Here is a 16,042-nt window from a genome sequence, read left to right as displayed (position 1 = left end):
CTCTCCTTTATAAATTTATCCGAGTAGCTTCTCAAAACAAGTGTACCCCTCTTTCCGCAGCGGAAAACGGATATGGCCAACCTGCCGGTAACCCCTTCGAACATACAGTTTTGCGGCACCTGGGTTTCCGGAAAACACGTCAAGCCTTATACTTGTGCCGCCAGATAAGCGCGCCTGCTCCTCGGCAAAGCGTAACAGCTTTCCGCCCATTCCCTGTCCTTGACAGGTAGGGTCGACCGCCAAGCGATGAATGCAGCGGACGTGACCAACCGCTTGATCCACCCAAGGCAAGCCCTCATACTGTTTGCTCTGGCGGTCGTCCACTACAATGGCTCCAATGATCCGAGAGCCTACGCGAATGCCGAAAGCCGTACCTCTTTTCAAATCACCACGTATGACGAACCCGTTTGGATACAGCCAATCCCACTGGCGAATGTTTTGCCTCTTCAAATCAGTTGCTACCGTTCTGTACAGCGCTAACAGGTTTTTGCCGTCCTTCGCGGTCAATTGCACGACTTCCATTCTACATCCTCCAAACTCAGCTTTGCTTAAGCTGATGTAGTTTTGCTGCTGAATGACGACGGTAGATGACCGTCCACAGCACAGCCGCACCTATGAAACCGTAAAGCACGAGGTTTGAAAGCGCCAAGTAGCTCGCAGTCGGAAGCCGGTAAACCATGACCACGCGCACCGCAGCTTCCATCGTCAACATAATGCCCCAAACGAAGGTCATCAGTTTCATCACAAAACGGAAATACGCATAGTTCCAATTTTCCGCAAAATGAGGAGTTGAGATAAATCGCAGAGCCAAATAATACATAATAGGACGCCGGAAAAACAACGATCCCAGAAATATCAAACCGACAGAAGCCGTAATCAGAGATTCTCGGACGAGCAGTATTTTTTCACTGCCTCCCAGCAAAACAAGCACGATTGTCAATAGAAACGTAAAGAGCATCAATGTGCCGAACGCATCCAACTTGCGGTGCTTTATTAGGTGAACCAGATTGTCAAGCAACGGAACGAGCGTTGCTATAGTTAAAGCAGCAAGGCTGCTCATATACTCAGATAGCCAGACATACAAAATCCATGGCAAAATACCGTTAACAAGCAATGTAAAAATAACGTAATTCCGTTTCGACATACTATACTCACCCTTTCGAATTAGCTCAATGAGCGCGTCATGAAGGCGACCAGTTCTTCAACCGTCATGCGGCTCATTTCTTGATTGATCGTATTTTGAACCCTCATTCCGTATAAAAAAGTAACTAATCGTTCAGCAACTTTCGCTCCATCCACTTGTTGCGGAATAAAGCCGTGAGCCTGCCCCACTTCAATCCAACTCATACTAGTTTGCAGCGTAAAGGCGAACACCTCCTGTACGATCTTGGCAACCTTCGCGTTATCCATCTGACTGAGAAGATAGATGAAGATTTGGTTCGTCACATTGCTGTGACTCGTAGAGCGGAGCATATTTTCCGCGATAAGCTGTAGCGGATTAGCGAGCCCGGAGGATTGCGGGCTGTTCGCCACCTCCGTGAAGCTCGCGTTGATTCGCATAACACGGGATTTTAACAGGAGTCCGAACAGCTCATCCTTTCCGGTTACATAGTGGTAAATCGCTCCTTTTGACAAGCCAGTGCGCGTTATAATATCCTGCAGCGTCGTTTGCCTACATCCCTTCTCTTGAATCAATTCCTCTGTTACGTCCATAATGATCTGAAAACTCGCGTTTGCTGATGTTGACACGTTGTTCTCTCCTTATCTGTAGTACCGACCGTCGGTCTGTTATAAAATCATCATACAATACCGACCGCCGGTTTGTAAAGAAAATTTTGGGATTTTTTATCCACCCTACAGGCTGAGCGTTTCCAGAATCTCCCCATTTCCCCATCAAATAAGAAGCACAAAACAAAGAAATGGCGGCCCAAAGTTAACTTCAACTAAGGCCACCATTTCTTTGTTTACATGTTATTAATTCAAAATTTTACGAGCCAGAATCGAGATATCAACGATGTCAATTGTGCCGTCGCCACTCAAATCCAACGCTTTGTACTGATTCCAATCTGAATCTTCTTTCTTTTTACCATAAGCAGAAGCAATAATCGCAAGATCACCAATACTTACTTTATTATCGTTATTGAAATCTCCATCGATAGCTTTAATTATTGAATTATTAAAGCTTTGCAGTGCCGCATTCAGGCTCAGGATCGCCCCTTCAATTTCAGCCTGGCTTACTCCCTCAGTCGACGCCACTACTTGAGCGGCATTGATTGCTACCTGCAGGGTTGCTTTCGAGCCTGATGGATATTGGCCAGGATATGCGCCTTCAGTTGCCGCATCGTGCGCACTTTGCGCTTCCGCAATCAGACGCAGTAAGCCCGATTTATCCAACTTATTCACTTGGACTGCGTAAGTTGCACCAGCCCATTCTGCTTCTTGGCCCACGCCATTAGCGATCGTTAACTGAGTGACGCGAACTGAAGCAATCTGTGAATTATCCTTTGCAATAGCTTTAAACTTAAGCCTAATCAATCCATTCGCCATATCCGTATTTCCAATATTAGCCGCGATAGTTCTAATCTTGCCATCCGATTTAACTTCGCCAACCAGTTTGAAATTATTATCCTGGAGCGAGTCCATGGATACAAACTCCAGCTTATCCGAATCATAATTAAACGTAGTATCTAGTGCAATGACATCTTTCCCAGAACCAGCCAAACTGAAATCAACATCAAAGGTTTTACCGCCATCAACGGTTGTTGGTCCTGATAGCACTACGCCTTCTTGACCGCTGATCGAGATCAGCGTGCTGCCTTTCAGACTGGAACCGATGGCTTGCGCCGTTACTCTCACGACACCGTTCTTTTTAGCAGACAGCAATCCCGTCTCACTGATGATCGCCGCATTCGTCTCCGAACCGTCTTCTGCGGTTACCGACCATATGACAGGCACTCCCGCCAACATTTGCAGCGTGCCGTCTTTCGTCGTGATGGAGGTCGCTCCGTCCGCTCCGGCCACCGTCAGCTTCTGCTCGCCCAGAAGAGTAACCACACCCCATTGTGAACCGTTATTATAGGACTGCCCGGTTACGTCGTTCCACATGATAATGTCCTGACGGCCACCTGTTGCTTTCGCATCATTGATCTGTAAATCAAATCCAATGGCACGATTAGCTGCAGGAACACTTGCCTTAAAAGGGATTTTAGTCTCAATATAATAGCCGCCATCCACGACTTTGGCAAAAGACTCAAAACCCGCACTGATACTGCCTGGATTAAAGCTTTTCTCATTCAGATAGTTAACTCGATATTGTCCCATACCTGTGCCGTAGGTGGTTTGTTTACTGTTGGTCTCATCCACAAAGATCTCGACCGAGTCTTTCTCATGCGCGTTGCTGCTGCTGCTGTTCAGCACAGGGTCTTTTACACGCACCAGTACATACAGGTTATTATTGTCCCATAGCACTTTACCTGAGCCGTCCGTCGGACCGTTCGCCATTGTCAGATGCTTAAGAATCGGCAGCGTGGCGGTCGTATTCCAGAGCGGGTCGAGCTCGGTCCCGCCAAGAACAGGCGTTCCGTATACAGCGGTCCCAACTCCGCTAGGTACCAATTGAAGTGCTTTGATCGCGTCACGCAGCGCATAATAGGCATTGTCCACTACTGCCTGCCCGATCTCGCCATTTGAGGCGGCAGTTTTGGCGTCATTTAATGCGCTTGCAAAAGTGTTCCATGAATTGCTTGTATAGATGTTAGAGTCCTTGTTATTGGCGGCCTCAATCAAGGCAGTCAGCAAGGTTTTGTCGACCGCTGAGACAATTGGATTCGCAGGTCCACCACGGCCCGCTTTGACATCGTTAAAATATGTTTCTACTTTCGTAATTTCGTCAGCTGTCAGCACCCTGTTGTAGATGAGAATCTGCGAGACTCCGCCCAGGAAGCGGTAGGGGGTTGCAGCTGCCATCGTGTAACCTACGCCCAGATCCGAACTGTTCCCTAAAAGCGCTTTAGCGTTGGTTCCAGTGCCGATGACATTGTTATTAACAAAAACGGCTCTATTGGTTCCGTTTAGCTGCGCCCGAACGCTGGCCAAACCGTTAGTGGCTGTTGTTGTAATTTGTTGCCCGCCGCCCGATACGCTGCCATCCGTGTTACCAAAGCGGATGTTAACTCTGTTTGTTCCTACACCCAAATTAATACCGCTCCAACCGCTGTTAGCCGCCCAAGTTTGGTAAGCCTCGTTCATTCCGAAATAAACAAGACCATTTTGGTCACTGGAGTTGTTGGCTGTGGTTGTTGGTTTAACCAGCGCGTATATCGTCATCTGCGTACTGCCGTTATAATTTTTAAAACCTGCAGCTTTTAGCGGCCTTGACATCGCTGCGAAATCTACATAGTCGTATCCATCGTTCTTTAGCGTGGGGTTGCCGGTTGGTGCTCCAAGATTATCGCCACCGCTACCGGGGACGTTCGCTGGGACAAGCTTCGCCGGGATGCTTCCCATATTTGTCCATCCAGTCACGTTGCCACTGCTATCTTGTTCCACGCCCTCATCAGCCTTGAGCCATAAGTCAAGACCAGTTCTAGGAATATCGACAGGCGTCATATCGCGCACCACTACACGAGCGTGCGACAGGCTGAGAACATCGCCTTCTTTCGACCGTACATAAATAATATATGGACCGGGCAATTTTGGCGCGGTTATTTCTATCATGTTGCCGGAGGCCATTGTTTCTTTGTCGCTTTCAACAAAATTCCCGTCGCTTGATGAGGAAATCCATATCTGTTTTGTGGCGTCGTCCAAATCGTACGCAAACCTGACTTTCCCGCCGGGGGCTACTGACACGTCAGCCGGGAGCAGCCTATTCGCCACCGATACTGTGGTGGTAAAGTTGATGGTTATTGCAGGCGTCGAAGTGCTTCCTACCAAGGTCCAGCTTCCTTCGGTGCCGATTTCGAACCCATTCGCCACAGGCTTGCCGTTAAGCGTAAAGGTGTAATCATTACTCAAAGTCAGTTTAAGCGGCCGTACCGCTGAAACTTCGTAGCTTTTCCCATTTTCCACATTGGTTGCTGAACCGCTCGCATCGACGTATACCGTATACTTGGAAGTGGCCGTTTCTCTGCCGTCTCCATATTTGATATATAGTTTGTATTCTCCTGCGGCAGACGGAGCGTTGATTGAGTTTACGTCGCCGGCAGCTTTTGTCATCGTATTGCCTTCATTAAAGACAGTTGTGTTCGCAGGCGCGAGCCAAACTGTGTCTTGAGCTTTTAGCAGACCCCTGCGGTTCAGCTTTTCACCTTTACCCATGATGACGTTGGAAGCCAGCTCAAACTCGGTATCGGCAATGAGGCTCCTTGGGATCATCTTCGTGTATTCGTTGGTAAGGCCCGAATTCAAAACGATTTCGTTGCCCTTAAGTGGCCAAATGCGGCTTGTGCTTTTGTAATTGTCATAAGTAGTCCTGGGGGCGCCATTCTGGTTGTTATCCCCGTCTACGTAACCTTGGACCATAATCATATCGCTTTTGCGCTTCCAGTTGTTAAACTCAATAAGACGGCTCTGCCCCACGGCATAGGAGAGCTTTGCCTGCACAACGTTACCTATCATCTTGATGAACGTGCTGCCTTCGTCGGGATGGAACCCGTTCATCCAGTTGTTGGAGTCCGTGGGTTTGTCAGTTGGATTCGGGTTAAGGAAGTTGTAGTTCATCTCGGTGAAATTCGTCCAGTTGTCAGAATTCCAGTTACTATTCTTGTTCGTGACGGGATCGTTTGTCAAAGGGGAGACGGTGTTGATGGTGTCCCATGTCCCTCCGCCCGGTAAATTACCCGGATCTCCCTGCCGTCCCAATGAGTAAATGGCTCCGGAGTCGTTAACTACCGTGCAAATTTGCTCTATCCGGTTATAGTTTATTTTGTTATTCCTGGAGGTCGTAGATATTGCTGGAGACCTTGCGATGCTCGTTTCATTCGTACCATGGTAAGGGCCGCCGGTCTTGTTGGTACCTTGAGCGGTAAAGCCGAACCCATCATACTCGTCCCAACCCCAGCCGATGCTCATGGCGCCGTAAGTGGTGTCATAAATGTAGTTGTGCAGTACCTGCATATTAGTTGTGTAGAAAGAAGCCAGTGCGTTAGCGCCCGGGAATCCGTAGCAGGTTCTGTACAAAAAGTTATTTGTAATATAAATATTCTCCGGCACGGCTTCCGTACCCGCCGTAAATTTTTCCTTATCAACGCCGGCCCAGTTCCTTATTGGCGTGCCAGAGACCGAAGCACTGGATTCATGCGTAATCGCCACATCGTTTTCATAGATATGCTGCGGATGTCCGATTACAATGCCGGAAGCGAGCGTATCTACGATATAGTTGCCCGAGATTTCGATATCCTTGGCATCGTTTTCTACATGGATGCCATTAAATCCGGTAAGCCCGATCTCGCCGTTGAGCACTTTGATGTTCCTTGCTGCGTTGATCATTACCGCTGCCGGCGGTATGTCATACCCTCGGTAGAAAGTCTCATGCCAGTTTATGCTGCTGGGGAAGTAAACTTTGTTCACGATAGAGCCCTGAACGGACGCATAGCCGTGGGAACTGGTCGTTACCGGACCGGATCCGTCGCTAAGTGTATATGTGCCCGTCAGTTCAGTCAGTTTGTAATCGGTATGGGCAAACTTCAGCCCGTTGAAGGTTATGTTTTTGACACGTCCATCATCCGAGCCCGCAACAGGGTTCAACCGATCTCCTACAGGGATCCCTCTGATGTCGAGAACCGTCTCCAGCTTTGGAATGACCACTTCGGCGGTATTGATATCCTCGCCTTCAAGCGGGATGTAATAAAGCGTACTTTCCGCCTGGTCGAAATAGAAATCTCCGCGTTTGTTAAAGAACTCGAAAGCGTTGCGGATGACTTGATTGTTACCTGGATTGTATTGTGTGTTATTGCTCAAAGACTGTGAAATCGCCCCATACGGCATCTGGAACCGGAGCATGACACCGCCGGGCTTGTTGCTGGCTGCCGGCGCTTGTTCGATCGACGCGAAGGTGATAAAAGGCCTCGCCCATCTAGCGGTGGAGCCGCCCGTGCTTTCGGCTTCGATGTTTTGGGGGTTTTTCGTTGCCGTCGTCAGACCTACACTGGCATCGAATACGATACCCGCCCGGATGTTGCTGCCGTTCTGCCACGCCCAAGAGTTATTGGCAGTGGTAAAGCTGGCTGTGGGGGTGCCAGTGACGGTTCTATTGGCCGAAACGATTTGCGAGCTCAGCGTCATGTTGGCTCTCTTATCGTTGACATAAATCGCCCGCAACTTATCGCTCCGGTTCAGGGTCGTTTTATACGCCGTCAAACCGCCAGTCTGAGTAAGGCCAACAGCTTCTGTCCATACGCCTTTTCCCAACATTTCACCCGCGCTAATTACCGGCTTCGCACCCGGCGCCGCCTCATAACGAATCGTGCTGCTTGCACTTCCCGAATCATCCTTGTTAAAAACCAAGGTCTCATCAAGCGAATAAAATCCATCTGCAATTTGAACGACGATATCCCCGCTGGTTTTAGGCAGAGTCCTTACTACGGATTTTGCCTTGGCAAGCGTTTTGTACGGCTTTCCTTGCGTTCCGTCACCAGTGGTATCATTGCCATTTGTAGCAACATAGATAGTTGCACTTGGCGTACTGCCAGCCGCAGTTGCAATTGAAGTACTGTCAGCTGCGAATACCGATCCTGAAAATGGTAGCGTGAAAAATACCGTTACCAAAGTCAGAATCCAAATGAGTGATCTTTTTCTCACTTTCATAAAACCTCCTTGGATATAAGTAAAGTGCTATACACATTACCGCTTAAGCGGTATTAGTGCCGAATTCTCTGTGCAGATTCCGACTGAGCTGTTCTATAACTACCAATGGAAGCGCTGTCAATTGATACTTTTATGATATCAGTCTGTACGAATATTCCCAGAGACTATTATTGGACCGTAAGGAAAATTCTCGGGACAATTTGAAAAGATATAGCGCGCTGCGTTAGCTTGCAGACATGGAGAAGGGACACCTTATCTGGCGTCCCTTCCCCTGCTTCACATTCCTCACTTCAAAATTGCGCCTGCAGTCAATGCATTTTCGATCTTTTCGTTGCCTATTAAATAAACGATGATCATAGGCAAGCTGGACAGCAGCATACTCGCGCCGATGAGCCCCCAATCCGCAACTCCCACATTGACAAAGAATCCAAGCAGTCCTACCGTAAGCGGCCGGAATTGATCTTTGGAAGCAATAATAAAAGCAAGCGGAAATTCGTTCCAGATTCGAATGAATATAAGAACGCATTGCGTCACGAGCGCCGGCATTACGATTGGAAATATGATCTTAATATACGTTTGATAGACATTCGCTCCATCAATGCATGCCGCTTCTTCCAGCTCATTAGGCAAAGACCGGAGAAAGGCATACAGCATCAGTACGCAGGAAGCGATGGCGAAGCCGGAATACGGCAAGATAAGACCCAAATAACTATTTTTGATATGCATCCATTTAACCAGCTGGAATAAAGGAATAACGACGACTTCGATTGGGACAATTAAACCCATAGATACATACAACAGCATCGCGGAATTGAATCTCCATTGCATGCGGCTGAGGCAATAAGCAAGCATGCTGCCAGTTATCAACGTAATGACGATTGTGCCTGCGGTATAAATCACGCTGTTCTCGAGATACGTATAAAAATGATATTTGGACAACGCTTCGCTAAAGTTCAGCCAGTCCCAGGAAGACGGTAACCCAAAAGGATTTTTGTAAGCTTCGCTTTTGGACTTCAACGACATCGTTACCATCCAATACAAAGGAAACAGAAATGTGCATCCTATAGCTACCCAAAACACTCGACTTAATAATTTCAGAAAGCTCCCCTCCAGCTTAAAACTCCAGTTTTTCTCTGGCAACGAACTTTTGAATGAAAAAGGAGATCAAAAGGCATTCCAGAATAAAGATAACGGCGATCGCAGTACCTTTGCCAAATTCGGAAGTATCAAATGCCGTGTAATACATCTGGTAGATGACCGTTCTGGACTGATCTCCCGGGCCACCTGCCGTCATGACTCGTACATGCGAATAAAATGCCATTGAGCCTAATGTAGACAGGATAAGCACGTATTTGATTACATTCTGCAGCAAGGGGATCGTAATTCGTAAACAAACTTGAACAAAATTAGCTCCGTCGATCAATGCCGCTTCATAGTAACTCTTGGGTATGGTCTTGATTCCTGTATAAAACAGCATCGCGTTCAGTCCAATATATTGCCACAGGAATGTCAAACCGATGCTGGGCATGACCGTTTTCTTTTCCGTCAACCACGAATGTGTCCAAGAGCTCAACCCTAATGAGTTGAGAATCGTGTTAAATAAGCCCCAATTGGGTTCGTAAAACGCCAGCCAAATCTGTGAAACAACAGTGACCGACAAGATCGCGGGGAACATCGCCACCGTCTTGAAGAATCGACGAAACTTCGGTGTCTGAGCATCCATAAAAAGCGAAAGCATCATGGATAAGGGGAGTCCCAGTAACAATGAGATGGCTACAATAAGATACGTATTTTTATGAGCGGTCCAAAAGGATGGGGATAATATCACTTCTTTGTAATTATTTAAACCAACAAAACCCAAATTTCTAAACCCGTCATGCTTATGCAAGCTCATCCAGATCTCCGGCAGCAAAGGGTATACGCAGAATAAGGTAAACAGCAGCAATGCCGGAAAAGCAAACACAAAGATAGACACTTTGGTGCTAAAGTACTTGTTCATCGCTCTCTCCACCATTGAATTTGTGTCTAAACCCCCTTGGATCTATCACAAGGGGATTTAGCTATTCAATTATTTTTTATTTGGCAAACCACGTATTTTCGCTCCAGATCTTGTTCATAGCCACATTAAAATTATCTGCTGAGTACTCGCCCGTTAATAAATTCGCTCCTTGCGTAGATATTTCAGCAGACGTCTTCGCATCTAGCGAATTAAGAGCCCAGGATGCGATTTTATTAGGAATCGGATTGTACCAGTCAACGAACTTCTGCATAAGCGGGCTCCTATCCATTGCCTTGTTTCCTGTCTTCAAAGATATAGGAGCACCGGTAGATTCAAAGTATAACGCATCCGCCATGGCTAGAAATTCGGCAAGCTTGACGGCCTCTTCCGGGTTCTTGGTTTTGCCGTTGACCGCATAACCGTTAACCGGAGAACCCCAGAACTGTACGTTCTTTGTAGGGCTATACTTATCACTGGCGCTTGGAAATGGAAAGAAGTCAACTGTTTCGTCTTTTGCTAGGTTGGGCAGCTCCCAAGTAAACATCCATAACATGGCCGCCTTTTTGGACGTAAACATTTCCATCGCTGGGCCGTAATCCAAATTAGCTATTCCGTCTGGGAATACGCCTTCCTTGACCAGCTTTTCGATGCGAGCCGCTCCTTCCTTAACGGATGGATTGTTGAAGTCCGTTTTGTTGCTGACAAGGTCTGCCATCGCCTGCGGATCTCCGGTTTGAATCATTTGCTGCAGCATAAAGAGCTTCGGTCCCCACCCGTCCTTGCCAGGAGTTACAGCCGGTACCATGCCTTTACTCTTGAGCGTCTTCGAGATTTGAATCAACTCATCAAATGTAGTTGGCACTTTAACCCCGGCTTTCTCGAACATATCTTTATGATAGAAGATGACAGGGGTGAAATACGTGTCCGCTCCGGAAGACAAGCTGTAAATCCCGTTATCTACATGCTTTAACGCATCCGGCACCGCGTATTTGCCTAAGAAACCGTCTTTCGTAATATAAGGTGTTAAATCCAGAATGCTGCCGGTGCTCTTCAACGGCGTAAAGTAGCCCGCATCATTCCAGAATACGTCCGGCATATCCCCAGATGCATTTAACGTCTTCAATTTGTTGGCCATATCCTCGCCGCCGCCGCCGGGCTCAAACTCGACTTCAAGATTGGGAAGTGCTGAAGCAATATTCGGTTTGATAAATTGTTCCATAATTTTGTTGCGATTTTCGTCCGTCGTAATCGTTATGACTCTCATTTTGGTTTTTTTGCTATCCGTCTTCGTAGTACTCTTGTTATCCTCCTTGCTTGTTGCCGAGGGCGACGGATTGCCGGACGGCTGGTTGGACTTCGTTTCTTCCCCACTGCTGCATGCCGTTGCAACCAGAAGAGTACTTGCCATAAGGAACATAGCTGCTGTCTTTGACTTCGTTTTCATTGTTTACCTCCCCTATTTGTAAAAGCGGATATTAGATTGACTTCAGATCTTGAAAGCGGTATCAACCTTGTGTTAATTTTACGAATATTGCCAATTTTAGTACAGAGATTATTCTCGGACCAGTAGTAAAATTAACGGTAAAAAATAGACGTTATAGGCAAAGTTTTCACTTTCCCCCTAACGTCTTCATGGAAGTATAGGCTAACTGATTTGATTCACATATTTGCTAGGCGTGATTCCCATCTGTTTTTTGAAGCATTTGCTGAAATAGTTGGCGTCCGCATATCCCACCCGGTTCGCTACGTTTTGGATAATCTTCTCTCCCTGATCAAAAAGTTCTTTTGCTTTAATAATCCGTATTTCGGTCAGGTAGTCATTGATCGTAAAGGTCGTTTCTTTTTTGAACACGAAGCAAAGATGATTGTAATTCATATGAACGTTCTTTGCGATATCTTCAATTCGCAATTCTTCGTTGCCGTAATGCTTCGAAATATACGATTTGACCTCCTCTATAACTTTGACGGCTCTATTGGTTTTGCGACTATGCACATGATCCATGGCCTTTAGAATGAAAGCACGTATCCAGTCCTCCAACTCGTTGAAGGTTTTCATCCGCTGAACGTGTTGTATCAAATCGGGATGTGTCATATTTCGGAAGACATCTTCAGAGCTTTGCGACGCTTCGGCCAAAAATTCCAGACATGTGGATACGATTTCGATTCCGGCGAGAAGCAGCATTTCCATAGAAACTTTCTGGACGCGAATATCATGAAAAAAACGCGAGAGCCATTCTTCCGTTTCGGACATGTTCCCGATTCGCATGAACATCAGCAAAGCGCTTCTTTTTTCCACCGAGAACAATCCGACCTTGATCCCGGTTTCCGCAATCAAGGCGTGTGCGAACACCTTGTTGCCCCCCCACACAAACCGTTGCTTCAAGGCAATTAACGCTTCCTTATACGATACCGAAATCGACTCAAACGTTTCGCAGCCATTCCCTAATCCAATCGTTACCGTACAGCCCAAATCCTTTTCTACGCTCAATCGAATCTGTTCGCAAATCGTTTCCAGCTTGTTGAAGATGCCGTCAGGGGATCCTATGATCAGAACCAGGCGAGCATCATGATCATGACAGCCGACACACTGAAAGGAGCTCTGCATCTCATTTTGAGCGATTTCTTGCAGCTTGGCTTTGCGTATCCGCATATCCTCCTCAAGATTCCTCTCATCACTTGAATCCAGATCGACGACAATTACCCGATAATGCAATCCTTCCAACTTTATTCCCAAATCATTTAATGGATCCCACTCGGAACTGGATCTAGAGATACCGTTGCCCTGCAGCCAACCGTTCAGCACTTGCTCCTTCATGACAGACAAGCCTTCGCTCGCCTGTTTTCTTAAATCGTCCAACTCAAGCTTCCCAAGACGCTCCGTCCGTATCAATTCTTTTATATCAAGTAAGGAGCTTTGGAGTTCTTCTTCGTTAATAGGTTTCAACACGTAATTAAAAACGCCTAATTGCACGGCCTGTCTGGCATACACGAATTCACTGTGACCTGACAACACCAGAAATTTTGTTTTCTGGTCATGCTCCTTGGCTTTATGTATAAACTCCAATCCATCCATAATCGGCATATTCATATCGACCAACACGACATCAGGCTCTACCTCGGTCATCAACTCCAGCGCTTCCGCCCCGTTTTTGGCTTCCCCCGCGATTTGAAAGCCCAGCTCGCTCCATGGCAGCGAAATCTTCAAGGCTTGCCTGAAGTAATATTCATCATCGACGATAAGCACCTTGTACATGGTCGTTCCTCCTATTCTAATCGATCCTTATCTTGGGGATAATAGAAATGCCAGCCTCATGGATGCAAGCAGGAGCTAATGATGAAGAAGAGGCAGTATGATTATAATTTTCGTATAAACACCGTATTCGCTTTCAACTTGCAGTCCGTATCTTTCCCCGTACAGCATTCGGATCCGATTAGATACGCTTCTAATCCCAAATCCGCCGGCTTCATCAAAAACGCTGAATCCTGTCATTATCGCCTTGGTTTGATTCTGGTGCATACCAACCCCGTTATCGTAAATTTCAATTTCCACATTGTTGCCGCAACGCCTTCCTGTAATGCGTATGATTCCTTTTTCCTTTTTAAGCTTCAATCCATGATAGATGGCATTCTCGACGATTGGCTGCAAGGTCAATTTCGGTATTGAATACGGCAGAATTTCATCGTCAATTTCCATCGTATACTCCATATATTCCACATAACGCAGCTGCTGAATTTCCAAATAACTTTCCGTTAAACGCATCTCTTCACCTATCGATATGATATCGTTACCTTTACTTAACGAGATCTTATAGAAATTCGCCATGTATTGGGCAGCCTGTATGGCTTGCTTCCCTAAGCCCAGCTTAATGAGCGAAATGATGGTTTCAACCGTGTTGTACAAAAAATGAGGCTTCACTTGCGATTGCAGCAATTTAAATTCGATCTCAGCCTTTGTCCTTTGTTTCTCGACGTTTTCGGCCATAAGCGCCTCAATGCGATTCATTAAGTTATTGAAACCCTCGCTTAAATATCCGATCTCATCTTTTGATTGGTAGGTGCTTCTGACTTGCATCTTTCCTGTCCGAATTTCTCTCATTGTCTTTGCAAGCTGAAAAATGGGTCGCGTGATCGATCCCGACAATAAAAAGGACACAATTAACGCTAGCAGCAGGCATGCTCCGCCGATCCCAATCATCAATTGATTGATTTGTTTCCGATCTGAAGAAATATCATCCATAGGGATAACGCTTACAATTGTCCATTTCAACGGTTTGAAGCGCTGGGTGAATATCAACATTTCTTTGCTTCCGCTGCCCTGGGTAAATGCTGTGTCTTCACCATTCTCCGGAATGCTTATGGAGACGGCTTCCTTGAAATTCCGGTATAACATGGCTTTATTCTGTGAGGAAATAATTTGGCCAGCGGAATCGACGATATAAAATTCCCCACCCTTATTTTCACCTTCATAAATTGAAGCAATCGTCGTTTCTTTCACATACAAAAAAACTCTGCCTACCATTTTACCGGTATCTTTATGAATAACCGTTTTGGAAACCGCGAATACGTTGTGTTCACCTTCATACAAGAATCCGAATTTGGTCAAGCCTGTCCAAGTCGGTAAATAGAAACGATCATCTGCTCCATAACCGTCACCGAATATGCGGGAAGCATATGCGTTATCGGCAAATCCGACATCCACCCAGTGATGATTCGAGGTGAGAATGCTTACCGCCTTGATTTTTGTGTTAGGCTCCACAATATTGCTGATCGTCTCTGAAAGGGTTTTCTTCATCGAAAGGTTATTTAAACCTTCAACCAGCTTGCTCGCATTCACCTCATTATTTAATAAAAAATCGTTATAAAGCACGTTCTGCAAACGATAGTCGCTGGCTAGAATTTTTGAATAGTCTTCAATTGTAGACACCAAAGTTTGAAGGTTGTTTTTGATGAGCACAAGTTCTCGGGAGGAATTATTGATCTCTTTCTCAATAAGGGCATTCTGTGAAATCGTGTTGGCAAAGTATGACTGAGTGGAAATAAATACGACAATGATTAATATATTCGCTATGAATATTTTGTTTTTAATGGAAATCCCGGCTATATACTTCGAGAACCCCTTCATAACGCGATTACTTCCTTTCTTTTCAAATCGACAAGAATTATTTTGGAAACAACCATTTTGTAAGAAGATTGCTCTGAAGTATGTGAAGAGAGAGCCTTAAAAATAAGATATCTATGTGGAGGTTCTTTATTAAGAATAGCATAGGTTTAATACGTTTCAAGACTAGAATTCTAAATTTCATATATAAAAAGAACAAAAAAACCAACCATTGTGAATTAACCATTGATTGGTTTATGCATGTGATCCAGTCCATACATGTAGTCCTGTGCACTGGAAATAAAAATAATTACGATAATAACAACTTGACGATTCGGTTTATAAATGAAACAATTATTTATGAAAAATCGATACCTAACAAACGAGGTGATTAGATGGAGATCCTGTCCATGCATTACGGGAAGCACTGCGTTTCAGAATGGAAATGGCATGTTCCCGTCGGTTGTCATCCAGGGTTTACCTTGTGGAGTATTTGGGGTGGAGAAGGTCAAATCATGCTGGGCAAGAACGCCTATAAATTAAGCATTGGTGATGTGTTTTTTATAAATTACAAAAAAGAGGTCAACGCCTATCAAAATGAAAATGCCAGCCTTGATGTACGTTATATAGATTTTACATTGCGTAATCCGGACATCTTGTGTGACTTGCTTGAGCATCGCCATTTTGATCAATATCATTTTGTACTAGAAATTTTTAATCGCTTTCGTTTAGCCGAAGAAAGAAATAGCCTGCCGCAAATGAGAATATGGCTAGAAGCACTCATTACGGAATATCAACATATAACGCCAACTCCTGCCGGAGTTTATACGTTAAAAATTGATGAGCTATGCCGAGGGTTTCAACGACACCCAGAGCTCCAGTATGATATGAGCGAACTTGCCCAGAACTTTTCCCTTACGACAGATCATTTTATTCGTATTTTCAAACAGGAACGCGGCGTTACGCCTTACGCTTATCTGCAGCGCTGCAGGCTGGAAACTGCCAAAACTCTGTTGCGCATGTCTACGCTCAGTATCACGGACATAGCGGGCAGTTGCGGCTTTTCTGACATCTATAATTTTTCCCGTTTTTTTCAATCTAAAACGGGAATGTCTCCTAGCAGATTTCGCAATTGAAGGCTT

10 protein-coding genes are annotated in these 16,042 nt (G+C 45.7%); 1 reads left to right on the top strand and 9 read right to left on the bottom strand.

Annotation, left to right across the window (positions count from 1 at the left end; all coding sequences use genetic code 11):
* Nucleotides 1-15 precede the first annotated feature (15 nt).
* The 9 genes from ACUN27_RS08350 to ACUN27_RS08310 form a co-directional block, all read right to left on the bottom strand.
* Nucleotides 16-522 carry a GNAT family N-acetyltransferase gene (locus ACUN27_RS08350; protein WP_315952066.1) on the bottom strand — a complete coding sequence of 169 codons (507 nt, stop codon included), beginning with the start codon at nt 520-522 and terminating at the stop codon, nt 16-18.
* Nucleotides 523-538: 16 nt separating this feature from the next.
* A complete protein-coding gene (locus ACUN27_RS08345) occupies nt 539-1,144 on the bottom strand; it encodes a VC0807 family protein (RefSeq protein ID WP_315952067.1) in 606 nt (201 codons plus the stop codon).
* Between the two features lie 20 nt (nt 1,145-1,164).
* Nucleotides 1,165-1,749, bottom strand: coding sequence for a TetR/AcrR family transcriptional regulator (locus ACUN27_RS08340; protein WP_315952068.1), 585 nt, complete (start codon nt 1,747-1,749; stop codon nt 1,165-1,167).
* A gap of 225 nt (nt 1,750-1,974) precedes the next feature.
* Nucleotides 1,975-7,803 (bottom strand): sugar-binding protein, encoded by a 5,829-nt coding sequence (locus ACUN27_RS08335; RefSeq protein WP_445558728.1) that lies wholly within the window; start codon nt 7,801-7,803, stop codon nt 1,975-1,977.
* Between the two features lie 285 nt (nt 7,804-8,088).
* Complete coding sequence (locus tag ACUN27_RS08330) at nt 8,089-8,826, bottom strand: carbohydrate ABC transporter permease (protein ID WP_315952070.1); 738 nt, start codon at nt 8,824-8,826, stop codon at nt 8,089-8,091.
* A 91-nt stretch (nt 8,827-8,917) separates the two neighbouring features.
* The gene (locus ACUN27_RS08325) at nt 8,918-9,802 is read right to left on the bottom strand and encodes a carbohydrate ABC transporter permease (protein ID WP_315952071.1); all 885 of its coding nucleotides are present in this window, start codon (nt 9,800-9,802) and stop codon (nt 8,918-8,920) included.
* A 76-nt stretch (nt 9,803-9,878) separates the two neighbouring features.
* The gene (locus ACUN27_RS08320) at nt 9,879-11,246 is read right to left on the bottom strand and encodes an ABC transporter substrate-binding protein (protein ID WP_326063234.1); all 1,368 of its coding nucleotides are present in this window, start codon (nt 11,244-11,246) and stop codon (nt 9,879-9,881) included.
* A gap of 201 nt (nt 11,247-11,447) precedes the next feature.
* Nucleotides 11,448-13,055, bottom strand: coding sequence for a response regulator (locus ACUN27_RS08315; RefSeq protein WP_445558727.1), 1,608 nt, complete (start codon nt 13,053-13,055; stop codon nt 11,448-11,450).
* A gap of 75 nt (nt 13,056-13,130) precedes the next feature.
* Entirely contained in the window at nt 13,131-14,924 is a 1,794-nt protein-coding gene (locus ACUN27_RS08310; protein ID WP_445558726.1) for a cache domain-containing sensor histidine kinase, read from the bottom strand.
* Nucleotides 14,925-15,310: 386 nt separating this feature from the next.
* Here ACUN27_RS08310 and ACUN27_RS08305 point away from each other — a divergent pair, with 386 nt between their 5' ends.
* Entirely contained in the window at nt 15,311-16,036 is a 726-nt protein-coding gene (locus ACUN27_RS08305) for a helix-turn-helix transcriptional regulator (protein ID WP_445558725.1), read from the top strand.
* Nucleotides 16,037-16,042: the final 6 nt, after the last annotated feature.

This window comes from Paenibacillus sp. WC2504, assembly GCF_052682475.1.
The sequence above is the reverse complement of the archived record's forward strand: the minus strand, read 5'-3'. Positions and strand labels throughout refer to the sequence as shown.

Bases quoted from the DNA above. Each gene is read 5' to 3' on its own strand.
- ACUN27_RS08350 (WP_315952066.1), bottom strand. From the start codon at position 522: ATGGAAGTCGTGCAATTGACCGCGAAGGACGGCAAAAACCTGTTAGCG.
- ACUN27_RS08345 (WP_315952067.1), bottom strand. From the start codon at position 1,144: ATGTCGAAACGGAATTACGTTATTTTTACATTGCTTGTTAACGGTATT.
- ACUN27_RS08335 (WP_445558728.1), bottom strand. From the start codon at position 7,803: ATGAAAGTGAGAAAAAGATCACTCATTTGGATTCTGACTTTGGTAACG.
- ACUN27_RS08330 (WP_315952070.1), bottom strand. From the start codon at position 8,826: ATGTCGTTGAAGTCCAAAAGCGAAGCTTACAAAAATCCTTTTGGGTTA.
- ACUN27_RS08325 (WP_315952071.1), bottom strand. From the start codon at position 9,802: ATGAACAAGTACTTTAGCACCAAAGTGTCTATCTTTGTGTTTGCTTTT.
- ACUN27_RS08320 (WP_326063234.1), bottom strand. From the start codon at position 11,246: ATGAAAACGAAGTCAAAGACAGCAGCTATGTTCCTTATGGCAAGTACT.
- ACUN27_RS08315 (WP_445558727.1), bottom strand. From the start codon at position 13,055: ATGTACAAGGTGCTTATCGTCGATGATGAATATTACTTCAGGCAAGCC.
- ACUN27_RS08310 (WP_445558726.1), bottom strand. From the start codon at position 14,924: ATGAAGGGGTTCTCGAAGTATATAGCCGGGATTTCCATTAAAAACAAA.
- ACUN27_RS08305 (WP_445558725.1), top strand. From the start codon at position 15,311: ATGCATTACGGGAAGCACTGCGTTTCAGAATGGAAATGGCATGTTCCC.